Source organism: Clostridium sp. D5 (assembly GCF_000190355.1).
GTDB classification, from domain to species: Bacteria; Bacillota; Clostridia; order Lachnospirales; family Lachnospiraceae; genus Faecalicatena; species Faecalicatena fissicatena_A.
Window position 1 is genome coordinate 156069 of the sequence record NZ_GL870810.1, and the last position, 26925, is coordinate 182993.

Annotated in this window: 20 protein-coding genes; 14 read left to right on the plus strand and 6 right to left on the minus strand. The window is 45.4% G+C overall.

From position 1 onward, the window contains the following. Positions 1 to 146 precede the first annotated feature (146 nt). The 5 genes from HMPREF0240_RS25300 (at position 147) to HMPREF0240_RS07160 (ending at position 6437) form a co-directional block, all read left to right on the plus strand. A complete protein-coding gene (locus HMPREF0240_RS25300; RefSeq protein ID WP_009002777.1) occupies positions 147 to 362 on the plus strand; it encodes a PTS transporter subunit EIIB in 216 nt (71 codons plus the stop codon). Then, positions 301 to 2163, plus strand: a complete 1863-nt coding sequence (treP, locus tag HMPREF0240_RS07145; RefSeq protein WP_347462571.1) for a PTS system trehalose-specific EIIBC component — start codon at positions 301 to 303, stop codon at positions 2161 to 2163. The genes HMPREF0240_RS25300 and treP overlap by 62 nt, the downstream gene beginning before the upstream one ends. An 80-nt stretch (positions 2164 to 2243) precedes the next feature. Beyond that, complete coding sequence (gene treC, locus HMPREF0240_RS07150) at positions 2244 to 3890, plus strand: alpha,alpha-phosphotrehalase (RefSeq protein WP_009002779.1); 1647 nt, start codon at positions 2244 to 2246, stop codon at positions 3888 to 3890. Between the two features lie 640 nt (positions 3891 to 4530). After that, the gene (locus tag HMPREF0240_RS07155) at positions 4531 to 5364 is read left to right on the plus strand and encodes a MerR family transcriptional regulator (protein ID WP_009002780.1); all 834 of its coding nucleotides are present in this window, start codon (positions 4531 to 4533) and stop codon (positions 5362 to 5364) included. Between the two features lie 80 nt (positions 5365 to 5444). Beyond that, positions 5445 to 6437 (plus strand): serine hydrolase, encoded by a 993-nt coding sequence (locus HMPREF0240_RS07160; protein WP_009002781.1) that lies wholly within the window; start codon positions 5445 to 5447, stop codon positions 6435 to 6437. Positions 6438 to 6603: 166 nt separating this feature from the next. Here the strand turns inward: HMPREF0240_RS07160 and HMPREF0240_RS07165 are convergent, their stop codons facing one another. The 5 genes from HMPREF0240_RS07165 to HMPREF0240_RS07185 all read right to left on the minus strand — a co-directional run bounded on the left by HMPREF0240_RS07165 (position 6604) and on the right by HMPREF0240_RS07185 (position 14458). Beyond that, positions 6604 to 10389, minus strand: coding sequence for a multicopper oxidase domain-containing protein (locus tag HMPREF0240_RS07165; RefSeq protein ID WP_009002782.1), 3786 nt, complete (start codon positions 10387 to 10389; stop codon positions 6604 to 6606). Between the two features lie 14 nt (positions 10390 to 10403). Beyond that, positions 10404 to 11309, minus strand: a complete 906-nt coding sequence (locus tag HMPREF0240_RS07170; RefSeq protein ID WP_009002783.1) for a DUF2935 domain-containing protein — start codon at positions 11307 to 11309, stop codon at positions 10404 to 10406. A gap of 169 nt (positions 11310 to 11478) precedes the next feature. Then, positions 11479 to 11967, minus strand: a complete 489-nt coding sequence (locus tag HMPREF0240_RS07175; protein ID WP_009002784.1) for an ureidoglycolate lyase — start codon at positions 11965 to 11967, stop codon at positions 11479 to 11481. A gap of 95 nt (positions 11968 to 12062) precedes the next feature. Next, a complete protein-coding gene (locus HMPREF0240_RS07180) occupies positions 12063 to 13388 on the minus strand; it encodes a M20/M25/M40 family metallo-hydrolase (RefSeq protein ID WP_009002785.1) in 1326 nt (441 codons plus the stop codon). Positions 13389 to 13444: 56 nt separating this feature from the next. Further along, positions 13445 to 14458: a LacI family DNA-binding transcriptional regulator gene (locus HMPREF0240_RS07185; protein WP_009002786.1), complete on the minus strand. Its 1014-nt coding sequence runs from the start codon at positions 14456 to 14458 to the stop codon at positions 13445 to 13447. A gap of 511 nt (positions 14459 to 14969) precedes the next feature. On the opposite strand from HMPREF0240_RS07185, the gene HMPREF0240_RS07190 reads away from it, so the two are divergent. The 9 genes from HMPREF0240_RS07190 to HMPREF0240_RS07230 all read left to right on the plus strand — a co-directional run bounded on the left by HMPREF0240_RS07190 (position 14970) and on the right by HMPREF0240_RS07230 (position 25315). Continuing rightward, entirely contained in the window at positions 14970 to 15944 is a 975-nt protein-coding gene (locus tag HMPREF0240_RS07190; protein ID WP_009002787.1) for an aldo/keto reductase, read from the plus strand. 90 nt (positions 15945 to 16034) lie between these two features. Next, a complete protein-coding gene (locus tag HMPREF0240_RS07195) occupies positions 16035 to 16985 on the plus strand; it encodes a substrate-binding domain-containing protein (RefSeq protein WP_035312626.1) in 951 nt (316 codons plus the stop codon). Positions 16986 to 17171: 186 nt separating this feature from the next. Beyond that, positions 17172 to 18710, plus strand: a complete 1539-nt coding sequence (locus HMPREF0240_RS07200) for a sugar ABC transporter ATP-binding protein (RefSeq protein ID WP_009002789.1) — start codon at positions 17172 to 17174, stop codon at positions 18708 to 18710. Further along, positions 18703 to 19674: an ABC transporter permease gene (locus HMPREF0240_RS07205; protein ID WP_035312627.1), complete on the plus strand. Its 972-nt coding sequence runs from the start codon at positions 18703 to 18705 to the stop codon at positions 19672 to 19674. Before HMPREF0240_RS07200 ends, HMPREF0240_RS07205 begins: the two co-directional genes overlap by 8 nt. Before the next feature lie 19 nt (positions 19675 to 19693). Then, positions 19694 to 20431: a 3-oxoacyl-ACP reductase FabG gene (gene fabG, locus HMPREF0240_RS07210; RefSeq protein ID WP_009002791.1), complete on the plus strand. Its 738-nt coding sequence runs from the start codon at positions 19694 to 19696 to the stop codon at positions 20429 to 20431. Positions 20432 to 20444: 13 nt separating this feature from the next. Next, entirely contained in the window at positions 20445 to 22079 is a 1635-nt protein-coding gene (locus HMPREF0240_RS07215) for a class I adenylate-forming enzyme family protein (protein ID WP_009002792.1), read from the plus strand. Between the two features lie 26 nt (positions 22080 to 22105). Further along, positions 22106 to 23284 carry a thiolase family protein gene (locus HMPREF0240_RS07220; protein WP_009002793.1) on the plus strand — a complete coding sequence of 393 codons (1179 nt, stop codon included), beginning with the start codon at positions 22106 to 22108 and terminating at the stop codon, positions 23282 to 23284. 31 nt (positions 23285 to 23315) lie between these two features. Beyond that, positions 23316 to 24899, plus strand: a complete 1584-nt coding sequence (locus tag HMPREF0240_RS07225) for an acyl CoA:acetate/3-ketoacid CoA transferase (protein ID WP_009002794.1) — start codon at positions 23316 to 23318, stop codon at positions 24897 to 24899. 14 nt (positions 24900 to 24913) lie between these two features. Then, complete coding sequence (locus HMPREF0240_RS07230) at positions 24914 to 25315, plus strand: VOC family protein (RefSeq protein WP_009002795.1); 402 nt, start codon at positions 24914 to 24916, stop codon at positions 25313 to 25315. A gap of 136 nt (positions 25316 to 25451) precedes the next feature. Here HMPREF0240_RS07230 and HMPREF0240_RS07235 read toward each other — a convergent pair whose 3' ends face one another. Next, a complete protein-coding gene (locus tag HMPREF0240_RS07235) occupies positions 25452 to 26912 on the minus strand; it encodes a M20/M25/M40 family metallo-hydrolase (protein ID WP_009002796.1) in 1461 nt (486 codons plus the stop codon). Positions 26913 to 26925: the final 13 nt, after the last annotated feature.

Below are 26925 nucleotides of genomic sequence, written 5' to 3' on the forward strand. Positions count from 1 at the left end.
AAATCTCTTGACTTGTTTAAACAAGTGTGATATAAAATGATTAAAGGAACTTGTTTGAACAAGTAAAGACGGCAGCAGGGCAGGCAGTGAATAATCAGACAGGTAAATGCTAAACCTGATAAATGTAAAGATTGGGAGGAAGAGTAATGGGCAGATATGCAGAGGACGCAAAAGAACTTTTGAAACTGGTCGGCGGGAAAAATAATATTGCCGCGGTTTCTCATTGTATGACAAGGATGCGATTCGTACTGAACGATCCATCGGTGGCGGATGTAGAAAAAAATCGAAGCCATGAAGGCCGTGAAGGGCAGTTTTACTCAGGCGGGACAGTTCCAGGTTATCATTGGGAATACGGTAGCTGATTTTTATAACGATTTTGTTGCTGCTGCCGGGATTGAAGGGGTATCTAAGGATGCTGTGAAGCAGGCGGCGAAGAGCAATCAGAATCTCCTGCAGCGCGCAGTTGCGGCGATAGCGGAGATTTTTGCGCCCCTGATACCGGCGATTATCGTAGGTGGTCTGATTCTGGGTTTTCGAAATTGTATCGACAGTCTTTATCTGTTTGAGAACGGGACGAAGACATTATGTGATATCAGCCAGTTCTGGTCCGGCATTGACAGCTTTCTCTGGCTTATCGGTGAAGCGGTGTTCCATATGCTGCCGGTAGGGATCTGCTGGTCAGTAACGAAAAAGATGGGTACGACTCAGATGCTGGGAATCGTTCTGGGTCTGACACTGGTATCGGGACAGCTTTTGAATGCCTATTCCGTGGCGTCTACGGCAGCGGCAGAGGTTCCGTTCTGGGATTTCGGATTCTTTAAGGTGAACATGATCGGATATCAGGCACAGGTTATACCTGCAATCCTGGCTGCATTTACCCTTGTATATCTGGAAAAATTCTTCCGGAAAATCACGCCTCAGGTCATTTCCATGATAGTAGTTCCGTTCTGCAGTCTTGTGCTGGCAGTGATTGCGGCACATTTTATACTGGGGCCGGTTGGCTGGAAGATAGGCTCCGCCATATCCAGCGTCGTATATGCGGGAATCACCGGCTCGTTTAAAGTTGTATTCGGGGCAGTCTTTGGATTTGTCTATGCGCCGCTTGTTATCACCGGCCTTCACCATATGACGAATGCCATAGACCTGCAGCTCATTGCCGATTACACCGGAACGATGTTATGGCCTATGATTGCCCTTTCTAACATTGCACAGGGATCCGCAGTACTGGGAATGATCTTTCTGCAGAGAAAGAATGCGGAAGCACAGGAAGTGAACGTGCCTGCATGTATCTCCTGTTACCTGGGCGTAACAGAACCGGCAATCTTCGGCGTAAACCTGAAATATCTCTTTCCGTTTGTATGCGGGATGATTGGTTCGGCCTGTGCCGCGGTTGTCTGTGTAGCAACCGGGACAACGGCAAACGCAATCGGTGTGGGCGGAATCCCCGGAATCCTTTCCATCCAGCCTCAATACATGCTTTCCTTTGCGATATGCATGGCGATTGCAATCATAGTGCCTTTCGTACTAACTACAATTGTAGGAAAGAAAAAGGGCGTGGCAATAGCAGAGAAAAATACAGATTCTCCGGGACAAATGGGAGAAGATTTGGTACGGTCCGATAGAATGCAGTCAGAAGGATTAGAACCGGATGGAATTCATACGGCAGCATCACCGGTGGAAACGCCTTCGGATAAAGTGGACACAAAAGCGGAGCTGAAGGCATTTTTGGACGGAAAAGTGATTTCCTTAAAAAAGGTAGGGGATGGCGTGTTCTCTGAGGGAATCATGGGTGACGGCGTTGCCATTCTCCCGGAAAATGAAATTCTCTGTGCACCGTCTGATGCAAAAGTAACTGTGTTGATGGAAGATTCCCGTCATGCCTGCGGTCTGACGCTGGACAATGGAATGGAAGTGCTTCTTCATATAGGTATCGACACGGTAGATATGCAGGGAGATGGATTCGAATATCTGGTAAAAGAGGGTGATGATGTCAAAGCAGGAACCCCTCTTATCAGATTCAGCAGGAAAAAGATAAAGGAAGCGGGCCATCCGGACGTGACGGTGTGTATCATTACCGGAGAGGGCGATGCAAAAGACATCCGGTTCCGTACAGGAATCCAGGCAGCAGCAGGCGAGACGGCGGTAGTAACATATCGGATTTAGTACGTGTTTTAAACAGGCGGCAATCAAAAGCCATTAGTAGGACAAATGATAAAAGATCAGTGAAAGCGGAGGACGGCAGCATGACAAATTTTAAGAATAAAACAGTATACCAGATCTATCCAAAATCATTCAGGGATTCCAACAAAGATGGAACTGGAGACCTGCGCGGAGTCCTGGAAAAACTGGATTATCTGCAGGCTCTTGGCGTAGATTATCTTTGGCTGACACCATTTTTTGTATCTCCTCAGAATGACAATGGCTATGATGTGGCAGATTATCGGGAAATAGATCCGCTGTTTGGGACGATGGAAGACCTGGAGGAGCTGATTGCAGAGGCGGACAGCCGGGGGATGGGTCTGATGCTGGACATGGTATTCAATCATACCTCCACAGAGCATGAGTGGTTCCAAAAGGCACTGGAAGGTGATCCGAGATACATGGATTATTATATTTTTCAAGAAGGCTCTCCGGAAAAAGCCCCCACAAACTGGGAGTCCAAATTTGGCGGTCCTGCATGGGAATATGTGCCCCGCCTTGGCAAATGGTATCTCCATCTGTTTGATGTTACCCAGGCAGACTTGAATTGGGAAAACCCAAAGGTGAGAGAGGAACTGAAAGAAGTAATACGTTTTTGGAAAGGAAAGGGCGTGAAAGGGTTCCGCTTTGACGTTGTCAATCTGATATCAAAGCCGGAGAGATTTGAGGATGATCTGGAAGGGGATGGCAGAAGATTTTATACAGACGGCAGGCATGTGCATGAATTCCTGAAGGAACTGGTCCGGGACACTGCAATTGAAGATATGGTAACCGTAGGAGAAATGTCCTCCACATCGCTGGACAGCTGCATCCGCTACTCCAATCCGGATGAAAAAGAACTTTCCATGTGCTTTAATTTCCACCATTTGAAGGTGGACTATAAAAACGGAAATAAGTGGGAGCTGATGGATCCTGACATACCGGCCTTAAAGCGCCTGTTTGAGGAATGGCAGACCGGCATGCAGAAAGCCGGGGGCTGGAATGCAGTATTCTGGTGCAATCACGACCAGCCAAGAATCGTATCCCGCCTTGGAGATGACGGAAAATACTGGAAAGAATCTGCTAAAATGCTGGCTGCGGCCATCCATTTGATGCGGGGAACTCCGTACATTTACCAGGGAGAAGAACTTGGAATGACCAATGCAGGATACCTGGACATCTCTCAATACAGAGACGTCGAAAGCCTGAACTATTATGAGATCCTGCTGTCTCAGGGAAATAGCCGTGAGGAGGCGCTGGAAATCCTGGCTGCCCGTTCCCGTGACAACGGACGGACCCCTATGCAGTGGACGAAAGGTGAAAACGCTGGTTTCTCAGAAGCGGTACCTTGGATCGGTATTCCGGAAAATTATAAAACCATTAATGCAGAGTCAGAGGCAGAAGATGAGGATTCGATTCTTTCTTTCTATAAAACGCTGATCCGGCTTAGAAAAGAAAATCAGGTAATAGCAGAGGGCGAGATAGAATTTCTGCACCAGGAGAATCCGGATGTGCTGGGGTACAAAAGAACGCTCGGAGATAAGGTAATGATTGTGCTGTGTAACTTCAGGGATAGAGAGATTGGAGTGGAGGAGCTTACGGATAAGATGTATCATAGGGGGCTGGGGAATTATAAAGATAGATCAGAATTCCTGCGTCCATATGAGGTTGTGATTTTGGGAAGGGGAGTTTGGGGGCAGGAGGGACGCTGAGGACGAGGTGAATCTTGCTCCTGCAGGGGCGATGTATGCTGATTCAGTATCCTGCCCGCTCGCGAAGAAGATGTAAACGAAAAGACAGGCGACTTGGAGGGACTTGCCGCATTCAACGCAAAATCTTTATGATTTTGCGTCTCAGGCGGCAACAAAATTTGTTTGGTAAAACAAATTTTGCCCTCCAAGTCGCCTGTCTTTTCGTTAACATCTTCTAATCGCTTACTCTATGGATCTTGAATCAGCATACATCGCCCCTGCAGGAGCAAGATTCACCTCGTCCTCAGCTGCGTTCATCCGGCGGAGGGAAACTACTTTCCCGGAGGGAATCACGAGGGGGGAGCAGCGTATGTGAACTGGATACACGGGGATATGTCTCAGGAAAGTTTGTTAAGACTTCTATTCCACCCACAAACATACGCTTCATCACGCAAAGTCTTCCCTACCGGGAAGTTATTTCATCCGACTGGAATGCATCAGCTCGAAGGCGGGAATGCAGGGACGGGACTTACACACTCCCGTCCCTGTATTCCCGCCTTCGAGCGACCCCCATACAAGAAAATTTCCCACCTTGACTTTCCCCTTGGGTCAAGGTGTAAGATTAGGTTAGACTTTCTACAAACCAAAAGGAGGATAACCGATGTTATCAATTGGAGAGTTTTCTAACATATGCAAAGTATCTACGAAGACGCTGCGCTATTACGCTGAGATAGGACTGATTCTGCCAAGTGAGGTGAATCCGGAAACCGGGTACCGATATTATTCCATTGATCAGCTGGAAACGATGTTATTTATTAGCAGACTGAAGTCCTACAATTTTTCTTTGGAAGAAATCAGCACGATCCTTAAATCTGAAGAAGAGCAGGATGCGAAGCTTTATCTGGCGCTTACCAGGAAGGCAAAAGAGATTGAGAAGCAGGCCCGGGAATTTAAAAAGACTCTGGATCAGCTGAGTGATGATATATCAAATCTGAAGGCGGGCAAATCGATTATGTCATACTTGGAGACAATAGATGTTCAGCTTACGGAAGTGCCGGTAATGTATCTTCTGTCAGTCAGGAAGATGGTGCATGAACACGAATTCGCAGAAGAGTATGGGAACTGTTATCGTAAGCTATTTCGTAAGATAGAGGAGGACAAACTGACTTTATCTGCGCCGCCGATGGTGCTTTTCCACAGCGACGAATACAGTCCCTTTGGCCTGGATACTGAATTTGCCGTACCAGTGAGAGAGTATGCAACCGGCACCAGAGATTTTTGCCCGGGACTGTGCCTGAAAACGGTTCTGTATGGCTCATATTCCAATCTGTCTTCCATATACACTAAACAGCGTGAATGGGCGGAAAAAGAAGGGTATGAGAGCGGCAATGCGCTGTATGAAGTATATGTAACCGATCCATCCCAGGTTACGGATGAAAGCGAACTTATCACGGAAGTATATTATCCTGTCAAAAAGAAGGCGGCAGGGATTTAGAGTTGGGAAAAGATAATGATACACGTTGTTCAGCATGTACTTCCTCAATAAATATATTACAGCAGAATGGAGAAATAAAAATGGATCAGAATAAAGTGATAGAGTTCGAGAATTTAATAAAGAATGAGTATAGCAATACAGCGGGAGTGGTAGTACTAAAAGATGGAAAGGTTCAGTATGAAAAGTACTTTGAAGGATATAATCAACAGAGCCGGTTTCATGTTTACTCTGTAACCAAAAGTGTTATTTCCATTTTGATCGGGATCGCCATAGAGAAAGGATACATAAGAAGTGTCAGTGAGAGGGTGCTGGATTTTTTCCCTGATTACAGCGTGAAAAAAAGAGAGAAAACAATCCAGAATATTACCATTGAGAATATGCTGACGATGACGGCACCTTATAAATATAGAGCGGCCCCCTATATTAAGTACTTTACAAGTGATGACTGGGTAACGTTTGGGCTTGATCTTCTCGGCGGACGGGGGAAAATAGGCGAGTTTCGATACGCGCCTCTCATAGGTCCCGATATTTTATCGGGCATTCTCATGAAAACAACCGGACAATCCGTGCTGGATTTCGCCATAGAAAATTTGTTCGATCCTCTGGAAATTACCGTGGAGCGTAATATTATTTTCCAGAGTAAAGAAGAACAACTCGCATTTAACAAGGCTCAAGATATCAGCGGCTGGGTATCGGACCCCAGAGGCGTCAATACCGCCGGATGGGGGCTGACCCTTTCACCCTCAGACATGGCGAAGATCGGGCAGCTGTATCTGGACGGCGGGATTTGGAACGGAAAACAAATCGTTTCATCGGCCTGGATAGAAGTAAGTACAAAAGAACACAGCCGGTGGAAAAAAGAAAACCTGCCCTATGGTTACCTGTGGTGGCTGATTGACGATAAAGAAAAGGGCTATGCAGCAATGGGGGATGGCGGAAACGTTATTTACATTAACCCGTCTAAAAAAATAGTGATTGCCATGGCCGCCATGTTTATCCCGAAGGCGAAGGACAGAATGGAACTCATCAAAAGATATATAGAACTGGTTTTAGAAAATGATTCAGGTGAATAGACGAAGTCGGAGATCCGGCTGGCTTCTGAAATGAAAATAATCGGACTGCCATGTTTTTCGGAACATGGCAGCCACTCTTTTGCAGTACTGTATTCTTTGGCTGGTTTCATCTGCAGACAGTACCATAGGAATATTTAAATGCCGCAGCCAGTATTTTCCTTCACAATCAGCGGCACATGCAATCCAATACTTTTCGGCATGCATTTTTGCATTTGCACCCGATGTTTCTCTTAAGAACTCTGAAAATTCCCCACATGCCGGATTCTACATCCCATTTCAGACTCCCTGAACGGTAGAGGTAGTCGCCAGGGCAGGAAGCCCCGTCTTTTAATTCCATCTGAAAGGTATTTCCAATACTGATTGCACCCTGCAGCGGTATGATTCTGGAATAAGAATCCTGCTGCTGTTCTCTCCATACATGCCCATGAATGCAGAATCCAACATTTCTGGGTTTATCTGCCGGCATAGCCGTGCGGAAAATAACCCGGTCGCCGGAATACGCTTTGAAAATCGGAGTGGCAGGATCTCCGTGTATCCTGCTGTTAAATATCCGGGAAATCCGTCCATCCCGCTTCAGTCTGTTTGCAAATCGCTCGGAACGGTAGTTATAACCCTTTTCACCGGTATCCTCGGCGTCGACTGCCTCGCCGTCATCCTCGCTGATCGTTTTCACAAGTTCGCCATTGACATCAAGCATACGGATTCCATTTTGAATCATGAGGACGAACTCCCTGAAGCTTTCAACGCCAGGCGCTGTAATAACTGCCTGCTCATCGTATAAAGCTTGCGCCAGGGAAAAGTTCCGGTACCATTTTGCTCCAGGAGGCTCGATTATAATTGCTCCAAACAGCCCGTGATACCTGTGATTTCTCATATCACCAAATGATTGGATGGTACAGATTCCATATTCTTTATCGGCATACCAGAGATATTTTTTACTTTCTCCTATTCCTACAGTCTGCTCCCGGTTATTGTATCCCACATTCACTCCGGAGTCGCATACAGGATCATAGTTCAGAAACTGTGGATTTAAGGATACACGCATGGACGGTGTGTGTTTGAAGTCCAGCGGGACACGGGGGTAGTCAAAGTATGGAATTGGTTTTTTCGGATCGAACAGATTGTGAAGCGTTACTTCTATCCAGTCGCCTGCATTTGCCCGTAAAATCAGGGGTTTCGGGCAATATCCCGGATACATGGCTTCCTCGGCTTCTTCAAGCGGCACAAAGATAAGGCCGTCGGGATCGTGGTCTCCGTTACGGTTGTATGGGATATCTTTCTGGATTGCGGCAACCTCATACCGCCGGATAACTGCGTCTTTCCCCGGGCAGGGCGGGAGCGGGAGGAACATCTGTCCTTTCTCTTTACAGAGCGGCTTCAGGTATTTCTGCGGCGTGCTGTATGCCCGTACGATTCCCCACAGGCCCAGCCAGGCATCGTCTATTCCGCCAAAATAATACAGATAATCACCGGGTGCATAATTTTTAGTAATATGAATGTTAAATGCTTCTGAGATCCCTATGCTCTGGGATGCAGTGTCCGGAGATGCCGGATCTGCAATTTCTTTTTTCCAGGACATTCCGGTAAGGTTAAAAGCATGCTGTTCTTCATGGGCGCCATCCAGCAGGCGGATCACCATCTCATCGCCCGGGTATGTCTCCAGAATTGGAGTTGCCGGATCCCCGTGAATAAGTGAACTGAAAATATAGGCAGGGGCGTTATGGCGTTTCAAGCGCTCCCGCATTGGTTCTGAGCGGTAGTTAATACCCATGACACCAGGGTCATCATGAGAACCGGGAACTTCCGGCGGGTTTAATGGACAGCCATCTTTATCAAATAGCAGGGCAAAGTCGTGCACGAATAAGGCAAACTCACGGAATGAGGTCCCATCCCTTCTTTTGATGACCGCTTTTGTTCCATATCTGATTTCCTTGCCGGTTCGTATATCATGAAAGGTAGCCCCGGCCTCTTCTATGATCAGAGAACCAAATACACCATGCTGCTGATGGGAGTTGGCAAAGAGATGGTCGTGGAAAAAGACTGCACGAAGCTCAGTATTTGCAAAAAAACGTTCAATTAATGTCTCGTATTTTCTTGCCCCTGCTATATTATTCCAGCCGTTTGCTGCACCGTCAGAGACAATCGTATCGAACTTTACCAGATGAATATGATAGCCTGCTATATCAGTTTTTGTTTCTAATTGAAAAGCACTTGCCTCCAGGTGTTCCGCCAGCAGATTGGTAAAGCGCATTTCAATGCAGTCTCCCGCGTTCGCCCGAATAACGAGCGGTTCTACGCAGATTTCCTGATTCTCTATTTTTTGGATATAAGCATCAAGTCCGCCGTGACGTTCTAATTCTTCCTTCATAACAAAGAATCTTCCCTGAGGATCATGCCAGCCGTACTGGTTATATATGACTTTTGCCTGGATAACTGCAACCTCGAATATTTTTACATTTTTTTCCGTATCAGCTAAACTGCATCCATTGATCTCCTGATTTTTTCTGTTTGTATTGCTGTTAATAATATTCTTACGCCATATTTCTTCAGCTAAGGGAGCAGCAGAAGCATTTCCACAACAGGCAATTCCGTCTGTGTGGCAGGGACACGTGTCCGTATAGAGCGCCCCGGGTTCAAATGCCGGCACAAAGTTCGCTTCTTCCAGTGGGGTAGGATCAATCTTATTGCTCCCATCTTGGTTCAGTATCCCCAGAGGCGGCTGCAGCGGCCTTTCTCCGTAGGTTCCGTTAATGAAGTTGGGATATCCCGGGTGCAAGGGATCCTTCTTTGGAGGCAATATCCGGTCTTTGAGGGGCTCCAGCGGCGGAATTTTTGTTCCGTCCGGTAGGATTCCGTTACCGTCTTCCAGTCTGTCATGAATTCGCCATAAAGTCCACATCCCTTCGTGGAAATGGGGATATAAATGGCAATGGAAAATAACATCACCGATCGTCCCGTTTAAGCTGCCTGCCCCATACAGGATATCCAGTGTGTAGCATTCCTGGGGACTGATAGAAATGGAATCCAGAATCGTAGAACTGGGATTCTCACCTTCCAGCCGCCATTGATGGTTATGAAGATGGAAAACATGGGTTTCCTTGATACCGCCATGGATTAGCCTGATTTTTGCCGGGTCACCTGCATAAGCACGTAAAATGGGGGGCGCGGGATCTCCATATACCCAGGAACTCATGGAGATATCTTCTCCGGTATCCGCATGTTCATTCGTAAGAGGCAGGCGGTTCCTCATCGGCTCAGAACGGTAACTGATACCAGTAGTGGAGGAAGGGAGCCCTGTGTGAGGGTCTGTTGGCTGAACTCCATTTTTGTTTTTTATTTCCAGCTCATCGTGGAAAAATACTGCGTATTCCCGAAAGGACGGCCTGGCGGGATTATAAATATCCGCAAACAGACCACTTTCTAATTCGCATCCTGTTTCCGGGTCTAACCAGCGTGACTGAGCAGCTTCTACAATGATGGCACCAAAAAGCCCATGCACGTTTGTTCCTTCCTCACTGCTGCTCGTGTCACCCATATCGTGGAAAAGGTATACCCCCTCCCGGACAGCGTACCAGGTATAGGTTATCTGATGCCTTGTTGTAGAATCCCTGTTGTATCCTACATTTGCCCCGTCCGATGTCTGTACGTCATAGGCAAGGCCCTGGACGTGGATAGAAAGCTCCCGATTCAGAGAGTGAGAGAAGGAGATGGTGACCGTATCACCAGCATTAGCGCGGATGACAAGCGGTTTTACCTCCTCATATGGCTGCGGAATTTCCAGAGAAAAATTGTGAAGAGCACCTTCCCGGATCCGCGAAGCATCCTTTTTTAATACATAAAGTAAACCATTCGGGTCATGGTCACCATATTTGTTGTAAACAATGGGGAGTTCAATGGCTTCAATTTCAAAATAGCGTTCTTTTCCCTGTCGGGGATAATTGCATAATTCCATGCTATATCCCTCCTTTAGTATGCACTTTTGCATTCCAGAATCCGTATATAATGATTTGCTTCACGCAGTACATGATCGGCAAGCAGCGGCAGAATAATGGAGGCTACCTTGCAGTTGAGGATACCTTCTGCTCCGGCTGCTTTAAACTTACGATATTTTAGAGTTTCTTCCAAAGATTTTCTGGTCAGCTCATCCATTGCACGGCAGTCCTGCTGATTAGCAAGTTTCAGAAGCTTACTGTAGTCTGCCGCAAATCCATTGGCCGCCGCAATCAGCTGCTCTTCGGAAGGATCCAGCAGACCCCGGATAAACAGTGCATGTTCCATCATAATCTGATTCCAGAATTTTTCAGTTTCCCGTATATTTTCATATGTTGGACGTTTGTTCTGAACCAGTCCCTGAACCGTAGCACGGTATAATTTTGCCTCCCGTATGATATGTTTTATGAGAAGCGGGTAGTTCGCAGTGAACAGCTGTCCTTTTTCCACTTCCGCCAAAATATTTTCTTTAAATCCGATCAGGCCGTTTAACAAACAGATGGAACGTTCATTTATTTTGCGGACAGCCTGGATGAGTTCCCGGGTTTCTTCCTGCGGGCATCCTGGACGGAGTCTTTGGGCTGCCACAGAAAGCCTGGAGTCGATGGAAACACCGCTAAGGAATTCCGTTCTGTTTTCAGCGGGAATCGTAAACTCAGTTACTAACTCATCCGATTTTAAAATAGCACAATTGACTCTTCTGTCGCTGATTTTTAACGTCTCTCTGAGAAGATTCTCAAATTCCCGCCTGAACCAGTCGGCCCGTTCTATCCAGTCGGCATTGACGCAGGGAAATCCTGCTTCCAGAAAGAGTGCATGTTCTTTCATAATACGTGAAAAAAACAGATGGGTTTCTATTGATAAAGTAGCATAATCTTCCATATTCGTTCATACCTTTAAGTTTAACGTCTATATAATATATGGTAAAAGAAAGGAAAGTTTCTATAAATAAAGAACTATTTTATAAGTGCTGGGGGCGTGACAGGTATACTAATTGATTCGGGCAGGCGGCCGGTCAATGAATGAGCGGCTGCCTGCCCGATACAGTTTCTTATAATTCAATATCAATAGGTTCATCCAATGTAATATATGTACAATCGGTGTTATAAGTGGACGGTGGGAGGATAACGGTTCCATACGCTGCCCTGTCTTCTAAAACGAATGGACCAAAATGCCATACACCGCGTTTTGTACGCACCCACCAGCCCTTTGGAAGATAGAAGGCGCGGTAAGTAGAATAATCAGGAGTATCGTTCCAGGTTGGCAGGCCGACGTGGAAAACAGTATCATCGGTAAATCCGCCGATTGCCTCATCTGTATCGTGCCATTCAGTGGCTTCTATCTTTAAAGCGCCCGGATTGATCTTAGTAGAGCTTACTGCCATCAAAGAGCCGCAGGGGATTTTTAATACCAGCTGATCCGGAAAGAAATTGTTGCGGCCCCATTCGCCTGCCAGAGGCATGCCAATGTCGGCCGGGTCGTAAAAAGTTCCGAAAGGCGCAAATGCTTCTTTTGTAAGTTTTTCTGCTTTTATGCTCATTATAAAACCTCCTTATCTTAAGGCTCATCCGCTCATATCATGCTTCAGAGCAATCATCTTTATATGTTTATATGATTCCAATACAGTTATCATATTTAAGATTCATCCGTTTTGCACCATTCCATCATCATGCAGGCATAAACTTTTACTGCTTTTATCAATTCGCTGATACTGCACCATTCATCTACACCATGCTGATTGGTCTCATTGCCGCCCGGACCAAAGCCAACAACGGGGATGCCTGCTCTTGCAATGAAAGACGTATCCATGACTGATTTGTTGGCCGTAACAATGGCCTCAGTACCTAATACATCCTTATAAACCTGCCGGAGCGTTCCGATACCTGGATGCTGAATCGGAGTCTGGAATCCTGGCCAGTCGGAATATACCGGGATATTCACAATTGGCGGGTGCTCCCTGAGCCAGCTGTCTGTTGATGCCGCTGCCGCTACACAGCGTTTGATTTCATTACTGATTTCTTCTAAGCTCATAGAAGGGGGATAGTAGAGATTATAAGTTATCTTTACACTGCCCATGGTTGACATGAGATAATCCCCGCCTTCAATTTTGCTTGGGTTTACAGTGAATGCACCAAGCCCCTTTTTATCATGGGAAGGGGTGCCGCCCGCGCCCCATATGGGAAATTTTTGGTTTACACACCAGTCCTGCTCCAGACGATAGAACATTTCTATTATCGGAAGTGCTTTCGCAAGCGCATCCACACCTACCTGGTTACCGGACGGCACGTCATGCATCTGGGGAAAGAGTATCTGATTGCGGCCGCAGGTATGGGTGCCTTTTCCCGGGACGATGACTTCGAAATAGGTCATATTGGAAGAGGCAATGTCTATCTCCATACATGTTGCTTCACTGACAATTGCAAAATCAGCCTTAGGCATTTGCTCTGCAGCAGGTCCGGCGCCGATACTGCCGCCTTCACCGGATTCTTCTCCGACGCTTGAAAGGAGATAAACATCTCCTTTGAGTGTAATGCCGCAGTCGATCAGTGCTTTTACTGCGTAAATCATTGCAGTGACAGCCATCTTATCATCGGATGCCCCTCTGCCTAAGACTTTTCCGTCACGGATCCATCCACCGAGCGGAGGAAAGGTCCAGTTATCCGGCTCTGTTACGCAAACGGTATCGATATGCGCGTTCATGAGCAGGGAAGGACCATTTCCACTTCCTGGAAGCGTGCCATATACATTGGGGCGTTCCTGATTCGGGTCAAACGTCAGACGCATGGGAGAAAGCCCTGCATCCTGCATGATTTTGAAAACAAATTCCTGGGCAGGTCCTTCATGCGCAGTGTTCGGCATACCCAGATTTTGTGAATCGATTTGAATTAACTGGCTTAATGTCCTGACAATCTCTTCCTGGTGCTGGTCTAAATAGTTTAAAACTGCTTGTCTTTTCTTCATTCAAATACCTCTTTTATAGCAGCTCAATGATACCGACGGCAGCAATATTCATAAAACTATGACTTTTGCATGTCGTTTAAAAACTTCACACTGTTTCCTTCATTCAAAACTGGAGGGAAAACCAGCTTTCTTGGTAAATGCTGTTTGCTTTTCAGTGCTTCCAGCATCAATTCAGCTGCAGCGGTTCCCATCGCATAGGGATTCCGCGATACGCTGGTTAATTGTACGGTTCCGGAGACCGTTGCTGTAGAATCATCAAAACAAATAACGCTTAAATCTTCGGGAACATGAATGTCATATTGTTCTAAAGCGTTTAAAAGAGCGGCTGCACAGATATCATTGGCGCAGAATACAGCTGTGTAATCACGCAGATTCTCCATATAGTATTTAGAAAATGCAATTCCGGAGGATTTCATCAGGTCTCCGGCGAATACAGCCTTTTCGGGGCATTCCAAACCAGCATCTGACATTGCGGCACGGAAACCGATCAGTCTGTCCTGGCTGGCTGTGGAATTTTGTGGGCCGGTGAGGTGGGCTATTTTTTTGTGGCCTGCCTGTATCAGGTATGATGTAGCCAGGTAGCCGCCACGGTGATTATCGATGCAGACAACATCCAGGTCCATGCTTCGGATATAGCGGTTGACTAAGACGACAGGACAGGAGCTGTTGCTTAAAAGATTGGATAATGCTTCGGTTTCGCTGGCGGTTATCATAAGTATACCTACATAATTATCTTCAAAAGCAAAACGAACAAAGTCTTCTTCAGAGGCTGTGGAATAATCGCTGTAAAAACATGCGGCTTTATAACCTTCCTGGTTGAGCAGGTGGTTGGCTCCTTTTATAATGCCTGCATAAAATTGATTACTGATATCCCCGGATATAATCATGATTTTAGACGGTGGGTTATATTTTTGCATACTGAAGTTGTAGCCCATTTTCTTGGCGCAATCGATGATTTTTCTTTGTGTTTCTGATTTCACACTGGAGTTTCCTGATAATGCACGTGAAACAGTGGCATTGGAAACGCCGCATTCTTTGGCTATGTCTTTAATTGTTACAATTCTACTCATATTACTCTCCTACGTAGTTGGTTTGTCAATATACAAGCGCTTGTTTATTATATTTGACAGTTCTATTTTACATGGACAAATTGAAAAAGTCAATGTAAAATATGAAAAAATGTTTCATAAAATTGAAAACTGCTCTAATATATGGGAAATAATGGGAATAATCGCAAATTGCTAAGAAAGAAATAGCGATTTTAGTGCAGGTAAGGTGGAATTAAAATGAAAAAGTTTGTAAAAACGAAATGAAAATAAAAAACTTTTATGTTTGAAAATATGTAAGAAGTGTTTAAAAACATATAAATATTTGTGAAAATATATAATAAATAAACAAAACGAAATTAAAAGAATATAATCGAAAAAATACAAAATGAAAAATATTACATGAAATAAATGAAAATATTGCTTGACATTATGAAAAAAACGGGCGTAGAATATAAGTGTAAAAGAATTTCGAGATTCGTAATCAATGATGAGAAAGGTTGCAAACTTTCTCAGAATAAGGAGGTTTTGAAGTATGATTTTACGAGAGTATGGAAAAACGGGAATTATGATTACACCGATTGGACTGGGAACCTGGGTTATGGGAGGTTCCTGGTGGGGCGGTTCAGACAGCCAGGAATGTAAGAATACAATACTGGCAGCGCTGGAATCCGGGGTCAATCTGGTGGATACGGCGCCGGCTTACGGACAGGGGATCTCTGAAACGATTGTTGGAAAGGCAATAAAGGAATTTGGACGTGAAAAAGTAGTCCTTTCCACAAAAGCGGGACTTCGCTGGGATGCAAATGGTGATGTAACCAGAAATTGTTCTCCGGAGAGTCTTGAATATGAACTTGAACAGAGTATGAAAAGGCTTCAGACAGATTACATTGATATTTATCATCTTCACTGGCCGGATTTTCATACCTCCATGGAATCTGTGATGGGAAAAATGGAGGAATTTAAGAAGACCGGAAGAGTCAGGGCTATTGCAGTCAGCAATCTGGATATGGAGCAGATGAAAGAGTGTTTGGCATCAGGTGTTTTGGATGGTTGTCAGCCGCCGCTCAATATGTTTGAGCGAGAGAGCGAAAAAGAGATTCTGCCGCTTTGTTTGAATAACAATCTGGGGGTTTTAAGTTATGGTGCTATCTGCCGTGGCCTGCTATCTGGCAAATTTACGAAAGAGTCCCGGTTTAAAGAGGGGGATATGCGCTCTTTTGATCCCAAATTTCAGGCAGAACATTTTGGACAGTATATCGATGCGGTGGAGGAGTTAAAGGAAATTGCATCCGGTATGGATGTAAGTGTCGCGCAGCTGGCGGTTGCCTGGGCATTCCACCAGAATGGGGTAACAGCCGCCCTGACAGGGGCAAGGCGGCCGGAACAGATTAGAGAAACGGCGTCAGCAGGCGAAATACATCTAGAAAACGAAGTGCTGGAGCGGATTGAAAGCATTCTCGAAAAAAATATTGTATATGATATTGGGCCTGAGTTCATGGCTCCTTAAATACTCTGCTGATTTCAGTGGTTTTAAAGCATACAAGTTTATTTAACAATGGTCATTGGATTCTTTTATAAGGAATGGAGGAATTTGTTCATGAAAAAAAGATGTTTAGCAATTGTATTGTGTTTGATCATGGTATTAGGCTGTGCAGCCTGCGGAAGCAAAGGGGATGAAAAAGAGAAAGGTGACGGCGGCACTAAAAAAATAGGTGTTGCCGTGGGAAATGCTGCGGATGTATGGGCAACTTACTGGATGGATGAAGTGAAATCATATGGAGCCACGTTTGAGGGATATGAATTTGCATTTGAAGATGCAGGCGACTATGATTTGGCAAAACAAATTTCGCAGGTTGAAAACTTTATTAACAATGATTATGATGCCATCATCATGATTCCGGCAGATGCTTCTTCAAGCGGAAGTATCACCGCGGCATGTAAAGAGGCGGATGTGCCTCTGATTGTTGCGGAGATCAAGCTTTCTAATCAGGATGAGGCCACAGCACTTGCCGCATCCGATGCTTACGAAGGGGGTATGATGCAGGCCAGCCATGTCATGGAAGATATGATGGACGGAAAAGGCAAAGTGGTGATCCTTCAGGGAAAAGCGGGAAACGACAATGCTACATACAGATATCAGGCAGCCTGTGAAGTGGCAGAAAGAAATCCCGGTATTGAAATTGTGGCAACGGACATTGCGGACTGGGACCGCTCAAAAGCAATGACAATTATGGAGACCTGGATTCAATCGGGAATAGAATTCGATTGTGTCCTGGCGGGGAATGATGAAATGGCTATTGGTGCGTCACTTGCCCTGCAGAATGCAGGATTACGGGATGGGAAGATTATAGCGGGCTTTGATGCGACGGATGAGGGAAAGGCTGCGGTTAAAGACGGCACTTTAGATATTACAATGCTATTTGACGCAGTAGGACAGGCACGGGCATCCGTTGATCTGGCGATAGAGGCAATTGAGGGCACGATGAAAGAAAATGAGATTATGGTGCCGCATACGGTTATTGATAAAGACAATGTGGATGAATATTAAAGCGTCAGACGGCAAAAGGACACCCGGTGCTTCATGCCCTGCGGGCAGTTTTGCTGCCGGATACTGTGAAAAAGCGGATTGAAAATGTCCGTCTTATGATTCGCTGTATGCCGGTATATGCACTTGCAAAAGTGAAAGGTGTGTATGCCGGCAGTACATAAGATTGTAAAAATGAGGTGAGAAGAGGTGCATGAAGAATATTTGTTACGTATGGACAACATTACAAAGACATTTCCCGGGGTTGTAGCGCTTGACCATGTATCACTGCAGGTAAAAAAGGGGACTGTGCACGCAGTAATGGGGGAAAATGGCGCGGGAAAATCGACTTTAATGAAGATATTGTTTGGGATTTACCATGCAGACAGCGGAGACATTTATCTAAAAGGGAAACAATGTCATTTCGAAAGCCCAAACGATGCCCTGAAACAGGGTGTAGCTATGATTCATCAGGAGCTGTCTGCTGTCAGGCAGCTGACAGTAACAGAGAATATTTTTTTAGGGAAAGAACTGAGAAAGAAAGGAACCAATTTTCTGGACCGCTCAGAGATGCATCGTCAGGCCGTAGAATTAATGGAGACTTTACATATTCAAATTAATCCGAAAAGCATAATGGAAGAGCTGAGTGTATCGCAGCAGCAGCTTTGCGAGCTGGTAAAAGCAGTTTCTTATAATGCAGACCTGGTCATTATGGATGAGCCTACTTCAGCCATGACAGAGTCAGAAGTAGAACATTTATTTTCTATTGTACGGGAATTGACCGCAAGGGGGATTGCAATTATTTATATTACGCATAAGCTGGATGAAGTGTATCAAATTGCAGATGAAGTGTCTGTATACCGGGATGGTAAATATATCGGCAGCGGGAAGATGCAGGAGGTTACGTTGAATCAGCTTGTAGAAATGATGGTAGGACGGTCGATTACACAAATGTTTCCAAAAGAAGAAGTTTCAATAAGAGAAGAACTCTTGCGGGTAGAGGGACTGAGCTGTGAAGGGACTTTTTCTGATGTTTCGTTTACGCTGCATCGCGGGGAAATTCTTGGTATGGCCGGGCTTGTAGGTGCCGGGCGTTCGGAAGTAATGGAGGCTCTCTTTGGAATCCGTAAAAAGAGTGCCGGAAAAGTATTCATAGAAGGGAAAGAAGTGACTATAAAATGGCCAAAAGATGCAATCGCTAACAAAATTGCCATGCTGACAGAAGACCGGAAGTTTAATGGCTGCTTTTTGCCTCTGAACGTATCGCAGAATATGATTATGGCATCTGTTAAAAAATACTGTGCCGGGCCATTTTTAAAGAAAAGAGCCGTGCGGATGACGGGGGAAAAAATGCGGGAACTTCTGAGCATAAAAACGCCGGGCCTGAACCAGCAGATTGTAAATCTGTCAGGCGGAAACCAGCAGAAGGTTCTGGTGGGAAGATGGCTTTTAACCGAGCCGGAAATTCTGATTTTTGATGAGCCAACCCGGGGGATTGATGTGGGAACTAAAAGTGAAATTCATAAACTGCTTACTCAGATGGCAAAAGAAGGAAAAGGAATTATAATTATCAGTTCTGAAATGCCAGAGGTTATGGGAATGAGTGATAATATCATTGTCATGCACGAAGGAAAGGTAACTGGCAGGCTGAACCGGCAGGAAGTATCTCAGGAAAAGATATTAATGCTGGCATCAGGGCAGGAAATAGAAACGGGAACAGATAATGTGGAGGAAACAGACTATGAGTAAAGAAAGAAATGAGACCATAAAGAGGTTTATGGGAAAGTATTCCTTATATCTACTTCTCCTCTTAATGATTGTAATCATGTCGATTGTAAAGCCAAACAATTTTCCTACATGGAATAATTTGAGTAATGTGCTGAGACAGATGACCCCGGTAGGAATTATTTCGCTTGGGATGACATTTGTAATCGTAACTGCCGGGACAGATTTGTCTTCCGGTATGATGACGGCACTTTGCTCCGTACTTGTTGCGCATTTTATGATAATCGGGCTGTTTGGAATTCCGCTCCATCCTGTAATTGCGGTCATATTGACGCTTGCAGCGGGTGCAGCCGGAGGCGGGCTGAATGGATTTCTGATATCGTATGGCGGTGTGCCCCCGTTTATCGGAACGCTTGCTATCATGTGGGTGGCAAAAGGGCTGGCATTATTAATATCAGGAGGGCAGCCAATTACGGGCTTTTCAAAAGGCTTTAACTTTATAGGCGGCGGGACTTTTATGCATGTGATTTCCATGCCGATTCTGATTTTTATCATATGCTGTGTTATTTCTTATATTGTCCTGCATAAAACGATGTTTGGAGTACATGTATTTGCGATTGGCGGAAATAAAAATGCTGCATTAGTTTCAGGCATTCATGTGAAAAGAGTAGAAATGACTTGTTATATTATCGCTGGGGTTTTCACGGCAATTGGGGCAATTGTACTGACATCACGCCAGCAGGCAGGGCATCCAACCACGGGCACCGGATATGAGATGGATGCGATTACCTGTGCGATTATCGGCGGCGCAAGTTTTTCAGGTGGCGTAGGCTCTATATCGGGAACAATAGTAGGTGTTCTGATCCTGGGCGTCATTTCGAATGCGATGACAATGCTGCAGATTGATCCATATGTTCAGATGACGGTAAAGGGCATTCTGATTGCAGCGGCAGTACTGGCAGATGTTCGTAAAAACAGAAAAAAATGAGTGACAGGAGGGAGCTAAAATGCGTCTAAAAGGAAAAGTAGCAATTGTGACAGGCGCCGGAAGAGGAATTGGGAAGGCAATTGCGGTAAAATTGGCAGAGGAAGGTGCATGCGTAGTATTAGCCGATTTAGTATATGAGAATGCGGAGCAGGCTGCGGAAGAATTATTAAATCTCGGCTATGAAGCACTGCCCTATGAAGCAAATTCTGCGGATTTGGAAATGGTTGAAAAAATGTTCGCAGACATAATTGCTGAAAAAGGCACAGTGGATATTGTCGTTAACAATGCAGGGATCAACCGGGATGTCATGTTACATAAAATGGATAAAAAACAGTGGGATGATGTAATCAATGTGAACCTGACAGGGGTGTTCTATGGGACTCAGCAGGCAGCAAAATGGATGAGGGAAAAGGGGTATGGAAGAATTATTAATATCTCATCGGAAGGAATGCACGGCAATGTAGGTCAGGCCAATTATGCGGCGGCGAAAGCCGGAGTGGTTGGTCTTACAAAAACGGCAGCAAAGGAACTTGCCAAAAAAGGGGTGACGGCAAATGCAGTCTGCCCGGGATTCATTGAAACCGAAATGACGAAAGGAATCCCGGAAAAAGCATGGGATATCATGGTCAGTAAAATTCCCATGGGATACGTTGGAAAGCCCGTGGAAGTGGCAAATCTGGTCGCCTTTCTGGCCAGCGATGAGGCGGGGTATATAACGGGAGAAGTCATCCGTGTAGGCGGCGGCTTTAAATTGTAGAGGGGTTGATAGAATGTTGGAAGGCAGGAAGCTGTGGGGAAAGGACCAGGAAGATGCTTTGCAGCAGATCAGTTACAAGAATCAGAATATATATTCTTACAAAGGAATGGATCAGAATATATATATCAATTTAGTGAATTCTGCAAGGCGCTACGGTAAAAAAACGGCAATTGTGACAGACAGTGGAAACCGGATTACTTATGATAAGTTTTTAGAGGAAGTGGATATTACGGCAGCGTATCTGAAATATGAAAAGAAAATTCTGCCGGGAGACAGGGTAGTTTTAATGCTTTATAATACGCTGGAATTCTGCGTACTGGTGTACGCTGCGGCAAAAGTCGGGGGAGTGATTGTTCCGATCAGCACAAAATATAAACTCTATGAATGGCATGCTTTATTTCAGAAATTCTCATTTACATTATTGTTTTTAGATCAGCGTCTGAGACAATATGAAGAAATTCTCAGGAAGGAATATCCCTGTGTGGAAATAGAGGTATTGAGAGAAGGAGATCTGCAAAAGCGGACAGAAGGGAGTTTAGACAGAAATCATATCGTAGAGGCAAAGGCCGGCTGGGAAGATGATGTTATCATGATGTTTACATCAGGGACAACTTCTGAAAGTAAGGGTGTCATTTTGACAAACCTGAATATCATGAATGCAATCTATTCATATGAAAAGATTTTAAATGTCAAAGAGACAGATAAAACATTGATAGCAACTCCCATTTATCACATTATCGGAATTGTCTCGCTTTTGGGGGTGTTTATCCATTGCGGCGGAACTGTTTATCTGCATTTGAACTTTCGGCCCGAGCGGGTTTTGAAAACGATCGGCGGGGAGAACATTACCTTTATGCATACAACGCTCACAGTGTTCGCAATGCTTCTGGATTACTGTGATGAATATCCGGAGCTTCCTTCATGGAAAACATCTCTTTGCGGCAGCGCAAATACACCGCCAAGCATGATTGAAAAACTGCACGGCTGGCTGCCGCAAATGGAATTTCATCCGGTATATGGGTTGACGGAGAGCAGTTCAGCAGGGGCAATATTTCCTGGTGGAGCCGCCGGCAGTGCACAGATCGGAACTTCCGGAAAAATAGTGCCCGGTATCTGCGCAAAAATTATACGAGGGGATGGAACAGAATGTGAACCCTTAGAGGCAGGGGAACTTCTGCTAAAAGGCTGTTTTATGATGGACAGGTATTGGGGGGAGTCATGCCGGCCGGTCAGTGGGGATGGTTGGATCCCAACCGGTGATATTGCTATTCTTGAACCGGAAGGTTTTTTACGCCTGATCGACAGGAAAAAAGATATGATTAGTCGGGGAGGAGAAAAAATCTGGTCTAATGAAGTGGAAAATATAATTTACAAGATGAATCAGGTAGCATCGGCAGCATTGATCGGAGTTCCGGATCCCAAATACGGAGAGATCGCTGTTGCAGTGGTAAAGCCGCGCGATACGCTTACGGAAGACGAGGTAAAAGCATGGGTTGGAGAACACCTTGCCAAGTATAAAATACCTTCAAAAGTACTATTCATGGATGAGCTGCCCCGTACCCAAAATGGAAAAATCAGCAAAAAAATGCTGAGAGAACAATATAAAAAACAATATTCTATCGAGCGGACCATTGAAGAAAAGGAATAGGCCCGAACGATCATGGGGGTATATCAATGAAGAAAGAAGTTGTAATTATTGATGGCGCCAGAACTGGTATCGGCGCATTTGACGGATCTCTGCGGGACATGGAAGTGACGGACCTTGGAGCGATTGTTATAGAAGAGGCACTGAAAAGATCAGGCGTGGAAAAAGAAGCTGTAGATGAAGTGATTATGGGGTGTGTGGGGCAGGTAGCTGAAGATGCTTTTATGGCCAGGAGAAGCGCGGTAAAAGCAGGGATTCCTGTTGAGACAACGGCGTATACCGTGAACAGGCTCTGCTCTTCCGGGCTGCAGGCAATTGTATGCGGTATGATGGCAATTTCAGAGGGAGATGCTGAAATTGTGGTTGCCGGGGGTGGCGAAAGCATGAATAATCTGCCTTATTATGTAAGAAAGGCGAGATTCGGACTGCGTATGGGAGATTCTGTACTGCAGGATGGGCTTGTAACAGCACTGCGCGATCCTTTTTCAGGGGTACATATGGGAATTACGGCAGAAAATGTTGCAGAGCGTTATGGAATAACAAGAGAGGAACAGGATAAATGGGCTTTAAGAAGCCAGAAGCTTGCGTTAAAAGCGCAGGAGGACGGAGTATTTAAATCAGAAATTGTACCGATTGAAATCAAACGTAAAAAGGAACGGTTTATATTTGATAAAGATGAACATATCAGACCTGGAACTACTTATGAGAAACTGTCAAAATTGCGTCCGGCTTTTAAAGAAGGAGGTACGGTTACAGCAGGAAATGCCTCTGGAATAAATGACGGAGCGGCAGCGGTTGTTATGATGTCAGCGGATAAGGCGGAAAAGCTTGGTTTAAAGCCCAAAATGCGTATAGCAGCACAGGCAGCAGGCGGAGTGGATCCATCTGTAATGGGGATAGGACCGGTTCCGTCAACAAAAAAGGCTCTTGCAAGGGCGGGAATGAAAATTGAAGATATGGATACGATCGAATTAAATGAGGCCTTTGCCTCTCAGACGTTAGCGTGTATCAGGGAACTTGGGATGGAGGAAGGCAGGGTAAATGTTCACGGCGGGGCAATTGCGATGGGGCATCCCATTGGCGGAACAGGAGCAATATTAGCGGTAAAGCTTATGTATCATATGCAGAGAGAGGGGCTGCATTATGGCATGGAAACACTTTGCATAGGAGGCGGCCAGGGTCTGACAGTCATTTACGAAAGCATTTAACAGCTGACTTTTCGCGAAAGGAGGGATAGCTATGAGAAAGCCGGAATTCGTAGATGCCGGTCAGGCGGCCGAAATGATTCGAAGCCATAGTACAGTTGCCACAATTGGGATGACGCTTGTTTCAGCTTCTGAAAGTATATTAAAGGCGATTGAAAAAAGATTTTTAGAAACCGGGGAGCCCTGCGGATTAACGTTGGTTCATTCGTGCGGGCAGAGCGATCGTGACAGGGGTATTCAGCATTTTGCACATGAGGGGATGCTCCGCTGCATTATAGGAGGACATTGGGGACTGCAGCCTAAAATCATGGAAATGATTTCTGATAATAAAATGTTGGCCTACTGTATTCCGCAAGGCCAGTTTGCACAATTATACCGCAGTATGGCGGGTGGAGAACCAGGGAAAATTACGAAGGTAGGTTTGGGAACATTTGCAGATCCCCGCTATGAAGGCGGAAAAATGAATGAGATTACAAAAGAGGCTCCGGATATTGCAGAGGTGATTGAGATTGATCGGGAAGAATATATGCGGTACAAGCCGATACCGTTGGACTATGTGATTATCCGCGGAACAAGAGTGGATGAACTTGGAAATCTGTCTACCGATGAAGAATGCATGTCGCTGGAAGTATTACCGGCGGTTCTGGCTGCAAAAAAGTATGGAGGAAAAGTAATTGCACAGGCCAAATATCTGGTAAAAGCAGGTTCCATTCATCCAAAGGAGGTCACAGTACCAGGTGTCTTTATTGATTCCGTTGTGCTGTGCGAGGATCCCGAAGAGGACCACAGAATGACGCATAGCTTCTATTATCGGCCATCCTACTGCGGCGCCATAAAAGAACCGGAAACACAGACTGAGCCTATGCCGCTTACGATCCGTAAAGTAATTGGAAGAAGGGCAGTTATGGAAGTATCCAGTCAGGATATCTTAAATGTAGGAACCGGAATACCAAATGATACCGTAGGCGATATCTTAAAAGAAGAGGGGCTTACCGATGACGTTACACTGACTGTAGAATCCGGAATGTATGGGGGCCTGCCCATGGGAGGCGTAGACTTTGGAATTGCAAAGAACTGTTATGCCATGATACGCCATGATGATCAGTTTGACTTTTATAATGGCACGGGTGTGGATGTAACCTTTATGGGGGCAGGACAGCTGGATCAGGAAGGAAATGTAAATGCAACCAAATTGGGAGCCCGTCCTACAGGAGCCGGTGGGTTTGTAGATATTACTGCCAACGCCAGACATGTGGTTTTTTGTTCTGCTTTTACAGCCAAAGGGCTGGAGGTTTCGATTGATAACGGGAAACTTATAATATTACATGAGGGGCAGATCAAAAAGTGTGTAAAGAAGGTGCATCAGATCTCGTATAATGGAACCTTAGCCAGAAAAAAAGGACAGAAAATGCATTTTGTGACGGAGCGATGTGTTTTTGAACTGAGGGAAAATGGATTATATCTGACAGAGATCGCAAAGGGAATAGACTTGCAGAAAGATATTATTCAGCAGATGGAATTTGTTCCCAATATAGCGGAAGACATAAAAGAGATTCCCGATATCTTATATCGCCAGGGAGCATTTGGTCTGAGAGATTTGATGCAAAAACGTAGATAAGGAGTGCGGTCATTATGAAAAATAAGAATTATCCACTTCACCATGTAGGTATTATTTTCAACAGTATGCAAAGAGCAGAAGAATTCATGGAGACTACCGGTACGGAAGAGGAATACAGGGGATTTGTAGAAGCTTATCAGGCATGGTGTATCTTCCTGAAGCCGAATGGGGGAAGCAAAATAGAGTTAATTGTACCGACAGGGGGTGTGCTGGCCGATTATAATAAGGGCAAAGGGGGAATTCATCACATTGCCTTTTCTGTTCCAGATGTGGAAGCGGTCCGAAGAGAATACCAGAGCCGGGGAATTATTCTGTTAGAGGAAAACGCAGTACCGGGAGCCGGGAATATTAAGGTTAATTTCATGAGGCCCAGGGATGCCTGCGGTGTTCTTACGGAATTTGTAGAAGAAATCTAATACGGTTTGGATTTGACAGAAGTAAGTTTCTTTCCAATTCTAAATATAAAAACGCCGAAAGGTAACAGAAGTTTCCTTTTCGGCGTTTTGTGTTTCAGAAAGTTATTTATTAGCTGAAAGCCTTTCTCCTATTCCATCAACACTTACTCAAAAGACGGACATAAAACTCCACTGTCTTTACAAGTGTATCAACCGGCACCCGCTCATTATTCCCATGGATCATCCCGCGTTCTTCTTTTGAAAGTTTCATTGCCGAGAATTTGTACACCCGGTCTGTGATGCGGCAGTAATGCCAGGAATCGCTGCATGCCATCATGAGGTAAGGGGATACGATTGCCTCCGGCCATGTATCCGCCACTGCCTGGCACAGGCGCTTGTATTCTTCACAGTTTGTATCGGATTCTGTGGACGGATTTCTGCCCTCGAATACGGTAACCTCTATGTTTGGATTATGGATGGTTTTTTTTAGGTATTCTTTTGCAGACTCTACGGTGTCTTTACCAAGCAGACGCAGGTTCATGCCCACAGAGGCTTTGGGCGGAATGACGTTGAATGCTTTGCCGCCTTCCATCTTTGTCATTGCACAGGTCGTGCGCATCATAGCATTAAGCTCACCGCCGGATGCGCGGCAGATCTTATCAAACAGCCCTTCAAAGCACCAGAGATTCGCAAAGATCAGCTTGTAGGTGAAGGAAGAGTGCCTGCCCAGTGTGTCGAGCATTTCCCTTACCGGCTTAGTCAGCTGACGCGGGAACGGGTGGTTCTCCACCTCTGTGACTGCCTGAGCAAGTTCCCCCACGATGGTATGTACCGGCGGCATAGAAGCATGGCCGCCGCTGCTTTTTGCATGGAATTCGATATTGGTCAGCCCTTTTTCTGCGATACCGATTAATGCGCATTCTCTGTTTACGCCCGGGAATACGTTCTCCACCACAGCTCCGCCCTCATCCACAACCAAAGCAGGCCTGATGCCGCGGTTTTCGAACAGATCTACGATTGCCGGGCAGGTAGGACCATTGATCTCTTCCTGGCCGGAAAATGCAAAATAGATATCGTGTTTTGGCGTGAAACCGTCCCCGATCAGTTTTTCCGCAGCTTCCATAATACCGCAGAGAGTACCCTTTGTATCCAGCGTTCCGCGTCCCCAGAGCACTCCATCCTCCACGAACCCGTCAAAGGCCGGTTTATCCCACTGGGATTCTTCCACCGGCACCACATCGTAGTGCGACATCAGAACAACCGGGCTGTCAGAACTCTCTCCCTTCCAGCAGTAAAGCATCCCGTTTTCGCCTACAAGTTCACGTGTACAGGCTTTGTGGAGCTGTGGATATAATTCGGGCAGCAGGTTCTGGAATCTGATAAACTCCTCCTGGTCTATGAGTGATGCATCGTTATAGGAAATGGTTTTGCAACGGATCATTTCTGCCATATCCTCAACGATTTTACGGGAATCCAGAGATAATGTTTCCCCGGAAGCCTCCGGTTCCTCTTTGGGTTTGAAACTAAGGGCACGGATAACCAGCACAGCCAGAAAAAGTACCAGAAGTATTAAAATAAGATATAAAATAAAACGTAATATCAACCACAAGTTAATCATAAATTTTTCCTCT